Origin of the sequence: Kribbella sp. NPDC023972 (assembly GCF_040639075.1) — a bacterium.
Classification (GTDB): domain Bacteria; phylum Actinomycetota; class Actinomycetes; order Propionibacteriales; family Kribbellaceae; genus Kribbella.
Map to the genome: position 1 here is coordinate 34,758 of NZ_JBEZZH010000014.1, position 19,308 is coordinate 54,065.

At 69.4% G+C, this 19,308-nt stretch carries 18 protein-coding genes; 5 read left to right on the forward strand and 13 right to left on the reverse strand.

Going from position 1 to position 19,308, the window contains the following annotated elements; all coding sequences use genetic code 11:
- Window positions 1-60 precede the first annotated feature (60 nt).
- The 9 genes from AB0F43_RS35400 to AB0F43_RS35440 all read right to left on the reverse strand — a co-directional run bounded on the left by AB0F43_RS35400 (window position 61) and on the right by AB0F43_RS35440 (window position 9,962).
- Window positions 61-2,490: an NADH-quinone oxidoreductase subunit G gene (locus tag AB0F43_RS35400; protein WP_360487282.1), complete on the reverse strand. Its 2,430-nt coding sequence runs from the start codon at window positions 2,488-2,490 to the stop codon at window positions 61-63.
- Window positions 2,487-3,788 carry an NADH-quinone oxidoreductase subunit NuoF gene (gene nuoF, locus AB0F43_RS35405; RefSeq protein ID WP_360487285.1) on the reverse strand — a complete coding sequence of 434 codons (1,302 nt, stop codon included), beginning with the start codon at window positions 3,786-3,788 and terminating at the stop codon, window positions 2,487-2,489. The genes AB0F43_RS35400 and nuoF overlap by 4 nt, the downstream gene beginning before the upstream one ends.
- Before the next feature lie 2 nt (window positions 3,789-3,790).
- Window positions 3,791-4,597 (reverse strand): NADH-quinone oxidoreductase subunit NuoE, encoded by an 807-nt coding sequence (nuoE, locus tag AB0F43_RS35410; protein ID WP_360487288.1) that lies wholly within the window; start codon window positions 4,595-4,597, stop codon window positions 3,791-3,793.
- Complete coding sequence (locus tag AB0F43_RS35415; RefSeq protein ID WP_360487291.1) at window positions 4,598-5,935, reverse strand: NADH-quinone oxidoreductase subunit D; 1,338 nt, start codon at window positions 5,933-5,935, stop codon at window positions 4,598-4,600. It lies immediately after the preceding gene.
- On the reverse strand, window positions 5,935-6,642 hold the full coding sequence (locus tag AB0F43_RS35420; protein ID WP_360487294.1) for an NADH-quinone oxidoreductase subunit C: 708 nt from the start codon (window positions 6,640-6,642) through the stop codon (window positions 5,935-5,937). The genes AB0F43_RS35415 and AB0F43_RS35420 overlap by 1 nt, the downstream gene beginning before the upstream one ends.
- 73 nt (window positions 6,643-6,715) lie before the next feature.
- On the reverse strand, window positions 6,716-7,270 hold the full coding sequence (locus tag AB0F43_RS35425; RefSeq protein WP_360487297.1) for an NADH-quinone oxidoreductase subunit B family protein: 555 nt from the start codon (window positions 7,268-7,270) through the stop codon (window positions 6,716-6,718).
- Window positions 7,271-7,273: 3 nt separating this feature from the next.
- On the reverse strand, window positions 7,274-7,633 hold the full coding sequence (locus tag AB0F43_RS35430) for an NADH-quinone oxidoreductase subunit A (RefSeq protein WP_132209850.1): 360 nt from the start codon (window positions 7,631-7,633) through the stop codon (window positions 7,274-7,276).
- Window positions 7,634-7,744: 111 nt separating this feature from the next.
- On the reverse strand, window positions 7,745-9,058 hold the full coding sequence (locus AB0F43_RS35435) for a geranylgeranyl reductase family protein (protein ID WP_360487300.1): 1,314 nt from the start codon (window positions 9,056-9,058) through the stop codon (window positions 7,745-7,747).
- A 202-nt stretch (window positions 9,059-9,260) separates the two neighbouring features.
- Window positions 9,261-9,962: a demethylmenaquinone methyltransferase gene (locus tag AB0F43_RS35440; protein ID WP_360487303.1), complete on the reverse strand. Its 702-nt coding sequence runs from the start codon at window positions 9,960-9,962 to the stop codon at window positions 9,261-9,263.
- Window positions 9,963-10,269: 307 nt separating this feature from the next.
- On the opposite strand from AB0F43_RS35440, the gene AB0F43_RS35445 reads away from it, so the two are divergent.
- Entirely contained in the window at window positions 10,270-11,532 is a 1,263-nt protein-coding gene (locus tag AB0F43_RS35445) for an isochorismate synthase (protein WP_360487306.1), read from the forward strand.
- 2 nt (window positions 11,533-11,534) lie between these two features.
- Window positions 11,535-12,155 (forward strand): MBL fold metallo-hydrolase, encoded by a 621-nt coding sequence (locus AB0F43_RS35450; RefSeq protein ID WP_360487308.1) that lies wholly within the window; start codon window positions 11,535-11,537, stop codon window positions 12,153-12,155.
- Window positions 12,156-12,187: 32 nt separating this feature from the next.
- On the opposite strand, the gene AB0F43_RS35455 is transcribed toward AB0F43_RS35450, so the two are convergent.
- A complete protein-coding gene (locus AB0F43_RS35455) occupies window positions 12,188-13,012 on the reverse strand; it encodes a GNAT family N-acetyltransferase (RefSeq protein ID WP_360487311.1) in 825 nt (274 codons plus the stop codon).
- A 57-nt stretch (window positions 13,013-13,069) separates the two neighbouring features.
- Between AB0F43_RS35455 and AB0F43_RS35460 the strand changes: the two genes are divergently transcribed.
- From AB0F43_RS35460 to AB0F43_RS35470, 3 genes are all read left to right on the forward strand, one after another.
- Window positions 13,070-13,699, forward strand: coding sequence for a PadR family transcriptional regulator (locus tag AB0F43_RS35460; protein ID WP_360487313.1), 630 nt, complete (start codon window positions 13,070-13,072; stop codon window positions 13,697-13,699).
- Window positions 13,700-13,782: 83 nt separating this feature from the next.
- Window positions 13,783-14,769, forward strand: coding sequence for an ATP-binding cassette domain-containing protein (locus AB0F43_RS35465; RefSeq protein ID WP_360487316.1), 987 nt, complete (start codon window positions 13,783-13,785; stop codon window positions 14,767-14,769).
- 76 nt (window positions 14,770-14,845) lie between these two features.
- Window positions 14,846-15,610 (forward strand): ABC transporter permease, encoded by a 765-nt coding sequence (locus AB0F43_RS35470; RefSeq protein ID WP_360487319.1) that lies wholly within the window; start codon window positions 14,846-14,848, stop codon window positions 15,608-15,610.
- Window positions 15,611-15,632: 22 nt separating this feature from the next.
- On the opposite strand, the gene menD is transcribed toward AB0F43_RS35470, so the two are convergent.
- The 3 genes from menD to menE are packed head-to-tail and all read right to left on the reverse strand — an operon-like array spanning window position 15,633 to window position 19,290.
- The gene (gene menD, locus AB0F43_RS35475; RefSeq protein ID WP_360487322.1) at window positions 15,633-17,273 is read right to left on the reverse strand and encodes a 2-succinyl-5-enolpyruvyl-6-hydroxy-3-cyclohexene-1-carboxylic-acid synthase; all 1,641 of its coding nucleotides are present in this window, start codon (window positions 17,271-17,273) and stop codon (window positions 15,633-15,635) included.
- Entirely contained in the window at window positions 17,270-18,202 is a 933-nt protein-coding gene (locus tag AB0F43_RS35480; protein ID WP_360487325.1) for an o-succinylbenzoate synthase, read from the reverse strand. The genes menD and AB0F43_RS35480 overlap by 4 nt, the downstream gene beginning before the upstream one ends.
- Window positions 18,199-19,290, reverse strand: coding sequence for an o-succinylbenzoate--CoA ligase (gene menE / locus AB0F43_RS35485; RefSeq protein ID WP_360487328.1), 1,092 nt, complete (start codon window positions 19,288-19,290; stop codon window positions 18,199-18,201). Before menE ends, AB0F43_RS35480 begins: the two co-directional genes overlap by 4 nt.
- Window positions 19,291-19,308: the final 18 nt, after the last annotated feature.

The following is a 19,308-nucleotide window of genomic DNA, read 5'->3' on the forward strand; positions in this document are numbered from 1 at the left end:
CTGCGGGCGCCGATGAGGCACGAGAGGCGCTGCGCTTGATGATGAACTCGCTCCGCTCGTTCATGAGTTCCCTCCGGCGATCGTGACGATCGAGCCATGGTCTGCGTGCAGCGACCGGCGGACGTGGGAGTCGGCCGAGTTGGCCGGCAGCCACACCACGTTGTCGGTCATCGGGGTGATCACCACCGGCAGCCGGATCGACCCGGCGTCGGTGCTGACCACCAGCTCGTCACCGTCGGCGACACCGACCCGGTGCGCGGTGGTGAGCGAGATCCGGGCGACCGGAGTCCGCGCCGTCGCGGTCAGGTGCGGCTCGCCGTCGTTCGCGCGGCTGTCGTCGATCAGCATCCGCCAGGTCGCCAGCCGGGTGGAGTCGAACGCGCCGAGCGCCGGACCGGCCTGGTACGTCGGCTCCTGCGCGCGGTCGCCGTCCCAGCGGCCGAGCTCGTCGAACTCCTTCTTCGCACCGGCCGGAGTGGTGAACCCGAGCGAGCGGTCCATCTCCTGGGCCAGCGCGGCCAGCGCCCGGACGTCGGGCATCGCGGCCGGGACCTTCAGCACCACCGGGAACGGCCGCTCGCGACCCTCCCAGTTGACGAAGGTGCCGTCCTTCTCCGCCGGCGGAACCACCGGGAAGACGACATCGGCGTGCTCGGTGACCTGGGACTGACGGACCTCGAAGCTGACCACGAACGGCGCGGCCGCCAGCGCGGCCAGCGCCGCCGCCGGGTCCGGCAGGTCGTCGATCTCGACACCCGCCACCACCAGCGCCTGCAGCGATCCGGCCGAAGCGATGATCTCGCTCAGGTCCCGGCCCACCTGGGCGGGCAGGCTGTCCACACCCCACGCGGCCTGCATGTCGACCCGGGCCTGCGGGTCCGACACCAGCCGTCCGCCGGGCAGCAGCCCCGGCAGGCAGCCCGCCTCGAGCGCGCCCCGGTCACCCGCACGGCGCGGGATCCAGGCCAGCTGGGCGCCCGTGTCGAGCGCCAGCCGCAGCGCCGTCGAGTACCCGCCCGGCACAGTCGCCAGCCGCTCGCCGACGATGATGATCGAGTCGGAGCCGAGCGCCGCCAGCGCGGCCGCCCCGGTCTCCCCGGCGTTGCCGAGGTCGGCGAGTACGGCGGCCTCGGTGCCGGGCGACGCCGGTACGACGACGCCGTTCAGCTTCTCGACCCCGCGCGAACCGAACGCCGCGACCGTGAAGACCTTGGTGCCGTGCGAGCGGACGCCCTTGCGGAGCCGCAGGAACACCGACGGCGCCTCCTCCTCGGGCTCGAACCCGACGAGCAGCACCGATCCGGCCTTCTCCAGGTCGGCGAACGTCGTACCCAGGCCGGTGCCGGCCACCGCGGCGGCGAGGAAGTCCGCCTCCTCCGCGGAGTGCGGCCGGGCCCGGAAGTCGATGTCGTTGGTGCCGAGGGCGACCCGCGCGAACTTCGAGTACGCGTAGGAGTCCTCGAGGGTGAGCCGGCCGCCGGTCAGCACGGCCGCGTTGCCACGGGCCGCGGTCAGCCTCTCCGCCGCGACCGTCAGCGCCTCCGGCCAGGAGGCCGGCCGCAGCTCGCCGTCCTCGCGGATCAGCGGGTGGGTCAGCCGGTCACCGGTGCTCGCGTAGTTGAACGCGAATCGGTCCTTGTCGGAGATCCACTCCTCGTTGACCTCGGGGTCGTCCCCGGCCAGCCGGCGCATCACCTTGCCGCGCCGGTGGTCGACCCGGATCGCCGCACCCGAGGAGTCGTGCTCCGCCACCGACGGAACCGAGACCAGGTCGAACGGCCGGGACCGGAACCGGTACGCCGCGCTGGTCAGCGCACCGACCGGGCAGATCTGGATGGTGTTGCCGGAGAAGTAGCTCTCGAACGGCTCCTTCTCGTAGATGCCGACCTGCTGCAGCGCACCCCGCTCGACCAGCGCGATGAACGGGTCACCGGCGATCTGCTCGGAGAACCGGGTGCAGCGGGCGCACAGCACGCAGCGCTCGCGGTCCAGCAGCACCTCGGCCGAGATGTTGATCGGCTTCGGGAAGGTCCGCTTGATCTCGGTGAACCGGGTCTCGCCGCGGCCGTTGGTCATCGCCTGGTTCTGCAGCGGGCACTCGCCGCCCTTGTCGCAGACCGGGCAGTCCAGCGGGTGGTTGATCAGCAGGAACTCCATGTTCCCGTGCTGGGCCTTGTCCGCGACCGGCGAGGTCACCTGGGTGCGGATCACCATGCCGTCGGCCACCGTCAGCGTGCAGGACGCCTGCGGTTTCGGCATCCCCCGGCCGTTGCCCGCGTCAACGACCTCGACCAGGCACTGGCGGCAGGCGCCGACCGGGTCGAGCAGCGGGTGGTCGCAGAACCGCGGGATCTGGATGCCGATCTGCTCGGCGGCCCGGATCGCCAGGCTGTTCTTCGGAACCTTGACCTCGATGTCGTCGATGGTCACGGTCACCAGGTCGGTGCGCTCCACCTCAGACCCGGCCGGCGGGTTCGCTTGGATCGTCATGCGCTTGCTCCAGCTGTCGCGAAGACGGTCGATGCCATCGGGTCGAACGGGCAGCCGCCGTTCTCGAAGTGCGCCAGGTACTCGTCCTTGAAGTACTGGATCGAGCTGGTGATTGGGCTGGTCGCACCGTCACCGAGCGCGCAGAACGACCGGCCGAGGATGTTCTCGCACAGGTCGAGCAGGGTGTCGAGGTCCTCCTCGGTGCCCTTGCCGTGCTCCAGCCGCTCGAGGATCTGCACCAGCCACCAGGTGCCCTCACGGCACGGGGTGCACTTGCCGCAGGACTCGTGCTTGTAGAACTCGGTCCAGCGCAGGACGGCGCGGACCACGCAGGTGGTCTCGTCGAAGATCTGCAGCGCCTTCGTGCCCAGCATCGAGCCGACCGATCCGACACCCTCGTAGTCCAGCGGTACGTCGAGGTGCTCGGCGGTCAGCAGCGGCGTCGAGGACCCGCCCGGGGTCCAGAACTTCAGCTCGTGACCCTCGCGGACACCGCCGGCCAGGTCGAGCAGCTGCCGCAGCGTGATGCCCAGCGGCGCCTCGTACTGGCCCGGCCGGGTGACGTGCCCGGACAGCGAGTACAGCGTCATGCCCTTGGACTTCTCGGTGCCCATCGAGGAGAACCAGTCCGCGCCGTTCTTGATGATGGCGGGAACGGACGCGATCGACTCGACGTTGTTGATCACTGTGGGGCAGCCGTACAGACCGGCCACGGCCGGGAAGGGAGGACGCAACCGGGGTTGTCCGCGACGGCCTTCCAGCGAGTCGAGGAGCGCGGTCTCCTCGCCGCAGATGTACGCACCGGCGCCGGCGTGCACGATCACGTCCAGGTCGTAGCCGCTGCCGAGGATGTCGGTGCCGATGAAACCGGCCGCCTTCGCCTCCTCGACCGCCTGCTGCAGCCGGCGGACCACGTGCAGCACCTCACCGCGGACATAAATGAACGCAGTACTCGCGCGGATCGCGTACGACGCGATGATGACGCCCTCGACCAGCGTGTGCGGGGACGCGAGCATCAGCGGGATGTCCTTGCAGGTACCCGGCTCGGACTCGTCCGCGTTCACCACCAGGTACTTCGGCTTCGGGTTGTCCTGCGGGATGAACGACCACTTCATCCCGGTCGGGAAGCCCGCGCCGCCACGGCCGCGCAGACCCGAGTCCTTGACCGCGGTGACCACGTCGGCCGGCTGCATCCGCAGGGCGGTCTGCAGCGCGTCGTACCCGCCCTGACGCTGGTACGACGCCAGCTGCCAGGAACGGATCTGGTCCCAGTTGTCGGACAGTACCGGGGTCAGCATGGTCAGTCCTCCTTCCGGGAGTCGTCGGTGTGGACGGCCTGCGACTCACGTCCGGGCTGGTCCTCGGGCCGTGGACCCGGGACACCGTCGAGCGGCGCCGGGGAGCCGCCGCGTCCACCGGGCGCGGTCCAGTTGCGCTCGCGGGCCAGCCGCAGACCGGCCAGCGTCGCCTTGCCACCGGTCGGGCCCTCGTCGGCGCGGCCGTCGGGGAAACCGGCCAGCACCCGCTCGGCCTCGCGCCAGGTGCAGATCGTCGCGCCGCGCGGGGACTTCACCTCGTTGCCCTCGCGCAGATCGTCGACCAGCTGGGTGGCCGACTCCGGCGTCATGTCGTCGAAGAACTCCCAGTTCACCATCATCACCGGCGCGTAGTCGCAGGCGGCGTTGCACTCCAGGTGCTCGAGGGTGATCTTGCCGTCCTCGGTGGTCTCGTCGTTGCCGACGTCGAGGTGCTGCTTCAGCCGCTCGAAGATCAGGTCGCCACCCATCACGGCGCACAGCGTGTTCGTGCAGACCCCGACGTGGTAGTCACCGACCGGGCGGCGCTTGTACATCGTGTAGAAGGTCGCCACCGCGGACACCTCGGCGCCGGTCAGCCCGAGCACCTCGGCGCACGCCTCGATGCCCTCCGGGGTGACCCGGCCCTCGACCGACTGCACCAGGTGCAGCATCGGCAGCAGTGCGGACCGGCCGACCGGGTACCGGGCGGCCAGCTCGCGCAGCTCCGCGATCGTGGTGTCGGTGATGTTCGAGTCACCGGTGCTGTACGGCACCGGCTTGTCGGTCGCAGTCGCGTGATTCTCGGCCATCTATCGGTCCACTCCACCCATCACCGGGTCAAGGCTGGCGACGGCGACGATCACGTCGGCGACCATGCCGCCCTCGCACATGATCGGCATCGCCTGCAGGTTTGCGAAGGACGGGTCACGGAAATGCGCCCGGTACGGCTTGGTGCCGCCGTCGGAGACCAGGTGGCAGCCCAGCTCGCCGCGCGGCGACTCGACCGCCACGTACGCCTGGCCGGCCGGCACCCGGAAGCCCTCGGTGACGAGCTTGAAGTGATGGATCAGGGCTTCCATCGACTCGCCCATGATGTGCTTGATGTGGTCGAGCGAGTTACCCATCCCGTCGGTGCCGACGGCCAGCTGGCTCGGCCAGCCGATCTTCTTGTCGGCCACCATCACCGGCTCGCCCTCCATCTTGGCCAGCCGGTCGGCGCACTGCTCGACGATCTTCAGCGACTCGTGCATCTCCTGCAGCCGGACCCGGAACCGCCCGTAGGAGTCCGCGGAGTCCCAGGTCGGTACGTCGAAGTCGTACGTCTCGTAACCGCAGTACGGCTGGGTCTTGCGCAGGTCCATCGCGTACCCGGTCGAGCGCAGCGTCGGGCCGGTGATGCCGAGCGCCATGCAGCCGGTCAGGTCCAGGTGGCCGACGTCCTGCAGCCGGGCCTTGAAGATCGGGTTCGCGTTGCACAGCTCGGCGTACTCGGGCAGGTGCTTGTTCATCCAGGTGATGTACTCGCGGATCTTGTCCAGCGCACCCGGCGGCAGGTCCTGGGCGACACCGCCCGGCCGGATGAACGCGTGGTTCATCCGCAGGCCGGTGATCAGCTCGAACAGGTCGAGCGTCATCTCCCGCTCCCGGAAGCCGATCGTCATCACCGTGAGCGCGCCGATCTCCATCCCACCGGTGGCGATGCAGACCAGGTGGCTGCTGATCCGGTTGAGCTCCATCAGGAGCACCCGCATCACGTTCGCCTTCTCCGGGATCTGGTCCTCGATCCCGAGCAGCCGCTCGACCGCGAGGCAGTACGCCGCCTCGTTGTAGAACGGCGACAGGTAGTCCATCCGGGTGCAGAACGTGACGCCCTGCGTCCAGGAGCGGAACTCCATGTTCTTCTCGATACCGGTGTGCAGGTAGCCGATGCCGCAGCGGGCCTCGGTCACCGTCTCGCCCTCGAGCTCCAGGATGAGCCGGAGCACGCCGTGGGTGGACGGGTGCTGCGGGCCCATGTTGACGACGACGCGCTCTTCGGGCTCCTCGCCGAGGCCGGCCACGACCGAGTCCCAGTCCTGGCCGGTGACGGTGAAGACCTTGCCCTCGGTGGTGTCGCGAGTGGTCGCGTACGGGTCTGTAGTGGTCATCAGTTGTACGACCTCCGCGTGTCGGGCGGTGGGATGACGGCGCCCTTGTACTCGACGTCGATACCGCCGAGCGGGTAGTCCTTGCGCTGCGGGTGACCCGGCCAGTCGTCCGGCATCTGGATCCGGGTCAGCGCCGGGTGACCGTCGAAGATGATGCCGAAGAAGTCCCAGGTCTCCCGCTCGTGCCAGTCGTTGGCCGGGTAGACCGAGACGATCGACGGGATGTGCGGGTCGGCGTCCGGGCAGGACACCTCCAGCCGGATCCGGCGGTTGTGGGTCATCGACATCAGGTGGTAGACCGCGTGCAGCTCACGGCCGGTCTCGTTCGGGTAGTGCACGCCGCTGACGCCGGAGCAGAACTCGAATCGCAGCGCCTCGTCGTCGCGCAGGTGCTTGCAGACCTCGACCAGGCGCTCGCGCTGCACGTGCAGGGTCAGCTCGCCGCGGTCGACCACGACCTTCTCGATCGCGCCGTCGCCGACCAGGCTCTCCAGCCGGTCGGTCGCGCCGTCGAACCAGGAGCCGTACGGCTTCGGCGTACCGCCGGGCAAGGCGACCTGGCGGCGCAGGCCGCCGAAGCCGGAGGTGTCACCGGTCCCGCGGACCCCGAACATGCCCTGCCGCTGGTCCACCACCTCCGCTGCCGGCGTCTGAGCGTCGCCGGCCGGCGAGGTCGCCGGCAGATTCTCGGGCTGGTGCTCGCTCATCTGCTCCCTCGCTTCGCTCGTCCGCAGCTGAGCGAGGCGCTGCTCTGCTTTGTTGTGCCCTCGCTCCGCTCGGTCACCTGAGCAGCCCCTTCATCTCGATCGTCGGCGAGGCAGCCAGCGCGGCGGCCTCCCGCTCCTGCAGCTCCGCCCGCTTGTGCGCGCCGAGCTTGCTGTGCTGGATGTCGTCGTGCAGCTTGAGGAACGCGTCCAGCAGCATCTCCGGCCGCGGCGGGCAGCCGGGCAGGTACATGTCGACCGGTACGACGTGGTCCACGCCCTGCACGATCGCGTAGTTGTTGAACATGCCGCCCGACGACGCGCAGACACCCATCGCGAGCACCCACTTCGGGTTCGGCATCTGGTCGTAGATCTGGCGCAGCACCGGGGCCATCTTCTGGCTCACCCGGCCGGCCACGATCATCAGGTCGGCCTGCCGGGGCGACGCCCGGAAGACCTCCATGCCGAACCGGGCGGCGTCGTACCGCGGCGCGCCGGTGGTCATCATCTCGATCGCGCAGCAGGCCAGCCCGAAGGTTGCCGGCCACAACGAGGCCTTCCGCATGTACCCGGAGAGTCCCTCGATCGTGGTCAGCAGTACGCCGGCCGGAAGCTGTTCCTCAACACCCATAGCTCAGTCCCACTCCAGTCCGCCGCGACGCCAGACGTAGGCGTAGGCGACGAAGACGGTGACGATGAAGATGACCATCTCGATCAGCCCGAACAGCGCCATCTGGTCGAAGGCGACCGCCCACGGGTAGAGGAAGATGATCTCGATGTCGAACACGATGAAGAGCATCGCGGTGATGTAGTACTTCACCGGGAACCGCCCGCCACCGACCGGCTGCGGGGTCGGCTCGATCCCGCACTCGTAGGAGTCGAGCTTGGCCCGGTTGTAGCGCCGGGGTCCGACCAGCGCGCTCGTCACCAAGGTGCCCGCCACGAAGATCGCCGCGAGCACACCGAGAACGAGGATCGGTACGTAAGGGTGCATCGGGTTCGTGCTCCCTCCTTCAGCCGGTGGTCTGTCTGTCCTGGATCAGTGCCGATGGATCAGCACTGTGTTATCAGTACCGCTGTGGCTCATCTCACTCGCCCCGCCTGATCAGGCCGCGGGGGCGACCTTGGTGAGGCCGTTGATGATCTTGTCCATCACGTCGCCGTCGCGCGGGTCGGTGAGGTTGGCCAGCAACTTCAGGGTGAACTTCATCAGCGTGGTGCGCGGCAGACCGTACTTCGTGCACAGCCGCATCACCTCCGGATTTCCGATCAGCTTCACGAAGATCCGGCCGAGCGTGTAGTACCCGCCGTACTCCTGCTTCAGCGCCTTCGGGTACGCCGACAACGCGCGCTCGCGCTGGTTCGGCTGCCGGCGCAGAGCCTGGGCGGCGACCTCGGCGGCGAACGCCCCGGACTCCATCGCGTACGGGATGCCCTCGCCGTTGAACGGGTTGACCATGCCGCCGGCGTCGCCGAGCAGCATCAGGCCGCGGGTGTAGTGCGGCTGCCGGTTGAAGCCCATCGGCAGCGCCGCACCGCGGATCGGGATGGTCTGGAACTCGTCGGTGAACTGCCACTCCGCCGGCGTGTTCTTCAGCCACTGCTTCAGCAGGTCGGCGTAGTCGACCTTGCCGAACGCCTCGGACGTGTTCAGGATGCCGAGACCGACGTTGACGGTGCCGTCGCCCATCCCGAAGATCCAGCCGTAGCCGGGCAGCAGGTTGCGCTGGCCCGGGTTCTGCGGGTCGTCGGCCCACAGCTCCAGCCACGACTCGAGGTAGTCGTCGTCGTGACGCGGGCTGGTGAAGTAGGTGCGGACGGCGACCCCCATCGGGCGGTCGTCACGCTTGTGCAGGCCCATCGCGACGCTGAGCCGGGACGAGTTGCCGTCGGCCGCCATCACCAGCGGCGCCCGGAACTCGACATCGGCACCGGCACGGCGGCCGTTGTCGTCGACCGGCTTGGCGGTGACGCCGACGATGAAGCCCCTGTCGTCCAGGATCGGCGCGGTCACGTTGGTCCGCTCGTGCAGCCGGGCGCCGGCCTTGACGGCCTGCCGGGCGAGCATGTCGTCGAAGTCCATCCGGTTCCGGGTCAGCCCGTAGTTCGGGTGGCTGGACAGGTCCGGCCAGTCGAGCTGCAGGACGTGCCCGGCGCCCTGGATGCGCAGGCCGTAGTTGCGGATCCAGCCGGCCTCTTCGGAGATGTCGATGCCCATGTTGATGAGCTGCTTGGTGCCGCGCGGGGTGAGCCCGTCGCCGCACACCTTCTCCCGCGGGAAGGCGGTCTTCTCCAGCAGCAGGACGTCGAGTCCGGCGTTGGCCAGGTGGTAGGCGGCGGCCGAACCGGCCGGCCCCGCACCGACGACGATCACATCCGCGGTCTCGGCTGACTGCCGTGCCGACGCGCTCTGGCTCATCTCATCCTGGCCTGGAGGTTGGAGTCTGGTCACCCGGTGGTCCCTCGTGAAGGGATTCACGAGGCCCGGTCATCCGACAGTCTAGGACTGCCTGACTCGGACACGAAACCGGCCCTGAATCCCTTGCTGCACACGGATTTACGCACGTTCCACCTTGCGTAAATCGACATCCGTCGTACGCCGGACCAGTGAGGCCAGTGGTCTACTTCGCCGGCTTGACCGCGCGGTGGATGGCGACCAGCCCACCGGTCAGGTTGCGCCACTGGACCCGGGTCCAGCCGGAGGCCTCGATGGTGCGGGCGAGCGGCTCCTGCGCGGGCCAGGCCCGGACCGACTCGGCCAGGTACTCGTACGCGTCCGGGTTGGTCGACACCGCCTTCGCGACCACGGGAACCGCTCGCATCATGTACTCCAGGTACGCGATCCGGAACGGCTTCCAGGTCGGGTGCGAGTTCTCTAGTACGACGAGCCGCCCGCCGGGCCGGGTCACCCGGAGCATCTCCCGCAGCGCGATGGTGACGTCGTTCACGTTCCGCAGCGCCCACGAGATCGTCACCACGTCGAACGTGTTGTCGGCGAACGGCAGCCGCAGCGCGTCCCCCGCGATCAGGTCGAGCTCGGGGTAGCGCCGCTTGCCGACCCGCAGCATGCCGACCGAGAAGTCGCACGACACCACGTCGGCGCCGGCCTCGCGCAGCTTGATACTCGACGCACCGGTCCCGGCGGCGAGGTCGAGGATCTTCATCCCCTTCCGCGGCGCGATCTCGCGGAACGTCTCCGGCCGCCAGTGCAGCTTCTCCAGCCCCATCGTCGCGACCGCGTTGGTCCGGTCGTACCCCTCGGCCACGTTGTCGAACATGGCCGCCACGGCCTGCGGTTCTTTGCTCAGATCTGCGCGGGTCACCTGTCTAGTGTCCTGCACCTCCCTCCGTGCGCCAGCTCCGGTGTCCAGGTGGGTGCATCGCAAGGCGGAGAAGCTGCCTCGATGCGGTGTTCATCGTGGCTGCTTCTCCAACGCAGCGAGGTGCCCGCATGGGCGCCGGAGATGGTGTGCGGAGGGCGGTGTAGGACGCGAGGTTGATCACGGCTCCGGCGGGCTCCGAAATTCGCTGGACAGGCGGCAGGCATACGCTTGCGTTTCGTGAGTGCATCTCCACGTAGCCGGCCGGCCATCGGGACCCGGGGCCGGACCGCGAGCAAGGAGTGGTGCCGTGAGCTTGACTGAACCGGTCGGGAGCACCGCTCCCCACCTGGTGATCCGGAGCCAGCCGATCGACGGCGTCTCCGCCCAGCTGATGGACCATCTGCCCACCGAGGGCGGCCTGGCCTGGGTCCGGCGTGGCGACGGTCACGTCGGCTGGGGCGTCGCCGCCCGGCTCGACGTTGCCGGTGGCAACCGGTTCCAGGAGGCGGTGACCTGGTGGAAGGACCTGGTCGCGGCCGCGGTCGTGCGCGACGAGGTCGGCGTACCGGGGTCCGGGCTGGTCTGCTTCGGGTCGTTCGGGTTCACCGACGACGACCCCGGTCAGCTCGTTGTGCCCGAGGTGATCGTCGGCCGCCGCGGCGGCACCACCTGGGTGACCACGATCTCCCCGGCATCGTCTTTGGGCGCTCCGCCGGAGCTCGTCGTGCACGAACCGTCACCGGTGCATGACGTCGCGTTCGCCGACGGCGCCCGGTCCGGCACCGACTGGTCGAGTATCGTCGCGGACGCGATCAAGCGGATCACCGCCGGTGAGCTGGACAAGGTGGTGCTCGCCCGCGACCTCATCGCGATCGCCGAGCAGCCGATCGACCTGCGCTGGCCGTTGCGCCGGCTGGCGGCGGCGTACCCGAACTGCTGGACGTTCTCCGTCGACGGGCTGATCGGCGCGACCCCCGAGCTGCTGGTCCGGCGGGAGAAGGGGCTGATCACGTCCCGGGTGCTGGCCGGGACCATCCGCCGTACCGGTGACGACGCGCACGACCTCGCGCTGGCCGCGTCGCTGGCCCGGTCCAGCAAGGACCTCGAGGAACACGAGTTCGCGGTCCGCTCGGTCGCCGACGCACTGAAGCCGCACTGCAAGTCGATGAACGTGCCGGAGACCCCGTTCGTGCTGCACCTGCCGAACGTGATGCATCTGGCCACCGACGTCGCCGGCGTGGCCAACAACGGCGCGTCCGCGCTCGGCCTCGCCGCCGCGCTGCACCCGTCGGCAGCGGTCTGCGGTACGCCGACCGACCTGGCCCGCGACCTGATCGGGGAGATCGAGGGGATGCGGCGCGGCCGGTTCAGCGGACCGGTCGGCTGGATGGACGCGGCCGGCGACGGCGAGTGGTGTATCGCCCTGCGCTGCGGTCAGGCCGACCCGGACGACCCGCGGCGGATGCGCATCTTCGCCGGCGCGGGCATCGTGGCCGGCTCCGATCCGGTCGCCGAGCTGGCCGAGACGAACGCCAAGCTGGTTCCGATGAGAGACGCGTTGGGAGACTGACCGTGAGACTCACGAAGTTCGCACATGCCTGCGTCCGGCTGGAGAAGGACGGCAAGGTGCTGCTGGTCGACCCGGGAACGTTCAGCGAGGACGCGGTGTTCGAGCGGGCCGACGCGGTCTTGGTCACCCACGAGCACCCGGACCACCTGGACGTGGAGCGTCTTTCTGCGTTGAACGTCCCGGTCTTCACGAACGCCGGCGTCGCCACGCAGCTCGCGGACCTGGGCGACCGGGTCACCGCGGTCGCCGACGGGCAGTCCTTCGACGCGGCCGGCTTCTCGGTCCGTGCCTACGGCAAGGACCACGCGGTGATCCTGCCCCAGCTGGGTGTTCCGTGCGAGAACGTCGGCTACCTGATCGAGGACGCCGTCTACCACCCGGGCGACTCGTTCACCCGGCCCGACCGGGAGGTGCACACCAACCTGGTCCCGATCTCCGGCCCGTGGTTCGCCCTGCCGCCGGCGATCGAGTACGCCCGCGCGATCAAGTCCGAGCAGACCATCGGCATCCACGACGCGCTGCTCAGCCCGATCGGCCTCGGCATGATGAAACGCTGGCTCAGCGAGCAGGGCGGGCGCCCCTACCTCGCCCTGGCCCCGGGCGAGACCACCGACCTCAACTGACCGCGAACCGGGTCAGCTGAATACACAGGTGATCATGGGGTGAACTCCACGTCGACGAAGTCGGCCACCGGGCGGTAGCCGGCCCGGTGGTAGATCTTGTTGGACGTCGGGTTGGCGAGATCTGTGTAGAGGCACGCCTGGTTGCCCTGGGCAAGGATCGCCGCGGACACGTGACTGGTGAGGGCCCCGGCGTACCCGTGCCGGCGGTGCTCGGGTGGGGTGTAGACCGGACCGACCCGGCAGACGCCGAACACCGCGTGGTGGTAGCCGACCATGCTCACCGGTTCACCATCGGCCTCCCAGATCCACATCCGCTCGCTCTTCAGGTTGAGCTCGGCCCACTCCAGGTCGGGTTCGCTGAACTCGTCGCCGAAGCCGTCGGCCGACCATGCCGCAACCAGCTCGGTCTCGGTCGCCTTCATCAACCGCGGTGCACCCTCGGCGGTCAGCACGGTCGGTGTTTCGAGCTTGTGCAGCCTGGTCGCCTTCGTCTCGGTCGCCGTACCACCCCGCTGAGCGAGCCATCGGTCGGCGAACCTGGTGACGGCCTCCCGGTTACCCGCGACGCCGCCCAGCTCCGGGACGACGTCGAGGTAGGCGTCCGCGACGGCCTCGGCGTACTCGGGCCGGATCCCACCGAGGTACACCGGGCGTGCCTGCGTCCGCATCGCCGCGCCGACCACCTCACCGTCGTGGACCGAGACGTAGTACCCGGGCTCCCGCTCGGACCGGTAGGCGCCGGCCGCGCGTTCGTGGACGTTGGTCATGATGATCGTGTGCAGCACCGGATCCCGTTGCAGGAAAGGGAACACCGTCTGCTCGAAGGCGACCGGGTCACTCGTCACTCGTACATCCATGCCTGTGGAGATTACGCCTCGGAGTCGCCAGGAGTCCTGCGGATTTACACTGCGACTATGTCCACCACGCGGTTGCTGCTGCTCGGGGTCGTGCGGATCTTCCAGCCGGCCTACGGGTACCAACTGCGCCGCGAGTTGCTCAGCTGGAACGTGCAGGAGTGGGCGAACATCAACCCGGGCTCCATCTACACCGGCCTGCGGACCTTGGCCAAGCACGGGGCCCTGCAGGAGCTCGAGGCAGGCGCCGCTCACCGGCCGGGGCGTACGTCGTACAAGCTGACGACCGACGGCGAGACGGAGTACTTCACGCTGCTCCGCGAGATGCTGTGGAACGTCGACGGCTTCCGGCCGGACAAGATGCAGGCGGCGCTCAGCTTCCTGTGGTCGCTGCGCCGCGACGAGGTGCTGGCCGCGCTCGAGGCGCGGATCGCCCAGTTCGAGCAACGCCGCAAGGCGGAGCCGTTCGCGGAGCGGCAGGTCCTGGAGGATCCCGGTACGCCGAACCACGTGGTCGAGATGTTCCGCATCACCACGGCGCGGGACACGGGGGAGCTCGAGTGGACCCGCGCCTTCCACGAGCGGGTCGCCAACGGCGCCTACTCGTTCGCCGGCGAGCCCGCCGACTGGGCGCCGTACCCCGGCATGGTCACGCACTGGGGCGAGATCCCCAGCCCACCCACCGACTGACCCGCGACGGACCCTCCGGAGGTAGGGTGGCGGCCGATTAATCAACATTGACTATTCAACGTTGATTGTTGAGACTGGTCCGCATGATGATCGAAGCGCGCGGACTGGCGCGTACTTTCAAGACCAAACGCGGCCCGGTGGAGGCCGTGCAGGGGGTTGATCTCGATGTCGCCGACGGCGAGATCGTCGGTTTCCTCGGCCCGAACGGGGCCGGCAAGACCACCACGATGCGGATGCTGGCGACGCTGATCACGCCGACCGCCGGGTCCGCGACAGTGGCCGGCTGCGACCTGGCCAAGAACCCGGTCGGCGTCCGCCGCGGCATCGGGTACGTGCCGCAGAGCGGCTCGACCCTGCCGGAGGCGATCGCCGGTGACGAGGTCGTCGACCACGCCCGGCTGTACGGCGTACCGAAGGCGAAGGCGGCCGCGGACGGGCAGCGGCTGTTCGAGGAGCTGGACCTGTCCGGCCTGTGGCGGCGGCAGTGCAAGACCCTGTCCGGCGGCCAGCGGCGCCGCCTCGACATCGTGATGGGGCTGATCCACGACCCGAAGCTGATCTTCCTGGACGAGCCGACCACCGGCCTCGACCCGCAGGCCCGGGCGAATCTCTGGCAGCACATCCGCGGTCTGCGCGACCGCGGTGCGACGATCTTCCTCACCACTCACTACCTGGACGAGGCGGACGCGCTCTGCGACCGGATCCTGGTCATCGACCACGGCAAGATCGTTGCCTCCGGCACCCCGGAGACGCTGAAGCAGCAGGTCTCCGGCGACGCGGTCCGGCTCAGCCTCGCCGACGCCGGCCAGGCGCCCGCGGTGACCAAGATCGTACAGGAGCTGGACGGCGCGACCAGCGTCGAGACCGATGGCGATGTGGTCGGCTTCCGGATCCCCCGCGGGGGTTCGGTGCTGCCCGGCCTGCTTCGGCAGATCGATGCCCAGGGCATCGAGCTGGCCGGTGTCGAGGTGCACCGCCCGACCCTGGACGACGTGTTCCTGACCATGACCGGCCGGTCGCTGCGCGACGAGGAAACCCCGGCGGAGAAGGACAAGGAGGCCGCGGCATGACCGAGCGAAGCGAGGTCATCATCAAGCACAGCCGGCATCGTGTCTCATCCGCGCCCGGAGCGAAGCGAGGACGCGGATGAGTACGCTTCGTGAGACGTGGATCGTCTTCCACCGTGCCATGCGGTTGACGCTGCGGAACCCGATGTGGGCGATCCTGATGCTCAGCCAGCCGTTGATGTACCTGTTCCTGTTCGGCCCGCTGCTGAAGCCGATCACCGCGCAGATCGGCGAGGGCGCGACCACCAATGCGTACCAGGTGTTCATCCCCGGCCTGATCGTCCAGCTCGGCATGTTCGGCGCGATGTTCGTCGGCTTCGGCCTGATCGCGGAGTACCGGGCCGGTGTGATCGAGGCCGACCGGGTCACCCCGGCGTCGCGGATCGCACTGATGGCGGGCCGGGTCCTGCGGGATGTCGTCGTACTGGTCGTGCAGACGTTGGTGTTGCTGATCGCCGCGATCCCGCTCGGCCTGCGGGCGCCGTGGGGCGGCGTACTGCTGTCGTTGGTGATCGTCGCCCTGCTCGGCGCGACCTTCGCGTCGCTGTCGTACTCGGTCGCGCTCATCACCAAGAGCGAGGACGCTCTGGCGCCACTGCTGAACGGCATCGCGATGCCGCTCCTGCTGCTGTCCGGGATCCTGCTGCCGATGCAGATCGGCCCGACCTGGCTGCAGCGGCTGTCCGACATCAGCCCGCTGAAGCACGTGGTGAACGGCGTCCGGGCGCTCTTCCGCGGCGACATCGACAACAGCTCGTCGCTGTGGGGCCTGTTCTGGGTGGTCCTGCTGACGATCGTCGGACTGACTGTCGGCGCCCGGACCTTCCGCAAGGAATCCGCTTAGCCAGCCTGGGCCTGGCTCGCGGTTACAACTGGCTGAGTGCGTTGACCAGTGCCTCGGTCAGTGGGCGATGCGTGCTGCGCGGCAGGCGGGCCTCCACGACGTCCAGACCGGCGACGGTCGGTGTCAGCGCGGCGCGGAGTGCGTCGAGGGTTTCCGCCAGCGCGTACGGCGTGCTGGTCGCGGCGCAGAGTGCTGCGAGGTCAACGTTGTGCGGCGTGCCGAAGACGCGTTCGAAGTGCGTCGCGTGGGTCGGGTCACCCTGTTCGAGGGTGGAGAAGATGCCGCCGCCGTTGTCGTTGACGACGACGATGCGCAGGTCGGGACGGGCCTCGTCCGGGCCGATGATCAGGCCGCTCGCGTCGTGCAGGAAGGCCAGGTCACCGATCAGCGCGTACGTCGGTCCCGCGTTCGCCAGCGCTGCCCCGACGGCCGTCGAGATGGTGCCGTCGATACCGGCCAGGCCGCGGTTGGCGATGGTGCGGATCGGCACCACCGGCGCGAGATCGAGGTCGCGGACCGGGTTCGACGAGGCGACCACGAGCATGCCGTCGGCACCCACGGCTTCCCCCACGATGGCGGCGATGCGCGGCCCGGTGAGACCGTCGGCGAGGACCTTGTCGATCACCGGGCGAGCCAACTGGTCCGCGTGCTGCCAACGCTCCAGCCAGTCGGTCGTGTCAGCAGCGGCGACCTCGAGCCCGGTCACGACGGACGACGCGCGGCGAGCCGGGTCCGGCCACAGGCCGGTCGGCGCGACCACGATCACCTCGACGTCGGGCCGGGCCAGCAGCCTGGCGATCGGCCGCGACAGCGTCGGATGCCCGAACACCAGCACCCGCTCGATCTCCTCAGCCAAAGAATTTGCCTGGAGCAACAACCGGTACGCCGAGATGACCGCCGGCCCGGTCCGCGCCCGGCTGGACGGCTCTGCGAACAACGGCCAGTGACCGGCCTCCGCCACCAACCGCGCGGCCTGCGAGGCCCCGTCCCCGGCAACCACAACAGTCCTCGGCCCGGGCCGGATCGCCGACGGCTGACCGGCTGCGGCCTGGATAGCGGTCCACGGGCCAGTACTACGACCGTCCAGCGGCTCCGGCCACTCCGGTCCGTCAGTAGGCACCAACGGCTCGGCCAACGGGCAGTTGAGCTGCACCGGCCCTGGATGCGACGATCGGGCGCCCACTGCGTCGGCCACTGCGCGGGCGACCTGCGACCGCCAGTACGCCACCTGCCCGACCTCACGCACCGGCGTGCCCATCTCGTGGAACAGCCGGACCGCGGAGCCGAACACCTTCAACTGGTCGGTGGTCTGGTTGGCTCCGCTCCCCCGCAACGCGGGTGGCCGATCAGCACTCAGCACGATCAACGGCAGTCCACTGTGCGACGCCTCCAACACGGCCGGGTGCAGGTTCGCCACCGCCGTACCGGACGTGGTCACCACCGGCACCGGCAGTCCGGTCCCCCGGATCAACCCGATCGCCAGGAATCCCGCCGTACGCTCGTCGATCCGGACATGCAGCCGCAGGCGTCCCTCGCGATCCGCGGCAGCCAGTGCCAGCGCCAGCGGTGCGCTGCGCGAGCCCGGCGCGACCACGGCCTCGCGGACGCCGCACCGGATCAGCTCGTCGACCACCACCGTGGCAAACGCCGTGGACGGGTTCATCCGGCACTCCTCATCTGCACTCGACTCATGCGCTCTTCCCACACCGCGGTCCTGGCCGCATCCGCCCGAGCTGCTTCCAGCAACACAGGGTCCGGCTGCACACGCTTCACCGGCAAGAAGCCGTCGACCGGCAGCAGCGGCTCGGCAACGACCTCACTGGTGAACATCGACACCGTGGCCAGCCCACAGGCGTACGGCAGCTCAGGAAGCGCAGCAGCCAGAGCCACACCGGCAGCGATGCCCACCGAGGTCTCGAGTGCTGACGACACCACCACCGGCAGCCCAATCTGCTCGGCGATGTCCAGGCACGCACGGACCCCACCGATCGGTTGCACCTTGAGTACGGCGATGTCCGCGGCGTCCAGCTTCTTCACCAGCAACGGGTCCTCGGCCCTGCGGATCGACTCGTCCGCGGCCACCAGCACCTCGGTGCGTCGTCGTACCGCGGCAAGGTCCTCCACGGCCGCGCAGGGCTGTTCGACGTACTCCAGGTCGAATCGCTGGAGTTCCTTCAAGCACCGCACGGCCTCGTCGACGGACCACGCGCCGTTCGCGTCGATCCGCACCCGGCCGTCGCCGATGGCGTCGCGGACGGCCTCGACCCGCTCCAGGTCGTCGGCCAGCGTCTGCCCCGGTTCGGCCACCTTCACCTTCGCGGTGCCGCAGCCAGACGCCCGCACGATCTCGGCGGCCTTCTCGGGCCCTACGGCAGGCACAGTGCAGTTCACGGGTACGGCGGTACGCATGGGGGCCGGCCAACCGTCGACGGCCGCCTCCCGCGCGGCCTGGAGCCAGGAGACACACGTGGCGTCGTCGTAGTCCAGGAATGGGCTCCACTCCGCCCAACCGGCTGGACCCTCGAAGAGCATGCCCTCGCGCACGGTGATCCCGCGGAACCTGTTCTTCAGGCCGATCGAGTACGTGATCACCGCACACCATCCAGCAACCGCCGGCGATCAACCTTGCCCGAGGCAAGCATCGGCAGGGCGTCGAGCCGGACCACCTCACGCGGTGCCCAGGTCCGCGGCAGCGTCTCGGCGACAAAGTCCCGCAGCTCGTCCCGCTCAGGCTCACCAACGACGAAGGCGACCACTCTGGTCCCCCACTCCGGGTCCGGCACGCCCAGCACCACGGCATCCTTCACCCGGGGATGTTCGAGCAACCGAGCCTGGACGGTCGGCAGCGTGACGTTGACGCCGCCGGAGATCACCACGTCGTCCACCCGGCCGATCACCCGCAGCCGCCCGTCCACGAGCTCGCCGCGGTCCTGCGTCCGGAACCAGCCGTCACGCAGCACTTCCGCGGTCAGGTCCGGCCGCAGCCGGTACCCGGAGAACAACGTCGGGCCCTTGATCAGGATCCGCCCGTCGTCGAGCGCTATCGAGGTCCCTTCCAGCGGCTCACCGGAGTACACACAGCCACTGCCGGTCTCCGTCATCCCGTACGCCGGAATCGCGGTGACGCCGGCCTCGGCCGCGCGGGCCTTCAGCGGAGCGGGGGTGGCGGCACCACCGATGATGATCGCGTCGAAGGAGCGCAGCGCCTCCAGATCGGTGTCCAGGTAGCGCGCCAGCTGAGTCGGCACCATCGCGGTGTAGCGGCGGCGTCCAGTCATCGCGGCGGCGGCCTCGGTGAAGCTCTCCCCGGCTATGACAGGTGCCAGACCGGCAAGCACTGACCGCGTGAGGATCTGCAGCCCGCCGACGAAGTAAGGCTTCATCGGTAGCAGCCACTGCCCCGGCCCGCCAAGCCGGTCGTGGGTAGCAGTGGCGGACGCGATCAGCGCCTCCCGCGACAGCAGCACACCCTTGGGCTCGCCGGACGACCCGGAGGTCGTCAGCACCACGGCGCAGCCGTCCTCCAGCGGCTCGTCCGGTGCGGCCGCCTGCCTGACCCGGAGCGCGGCCGCCGGGTCGGACGGTAGCGGCGCGAACGGCGTACCGCTGCCGTCCAGTACGGCGGAGAGCGCGGACAGCACGGCATCCGGCGTACCGGGGACCAGGCGCAAGGTAGACATGTCAGCAATGAGCGTACG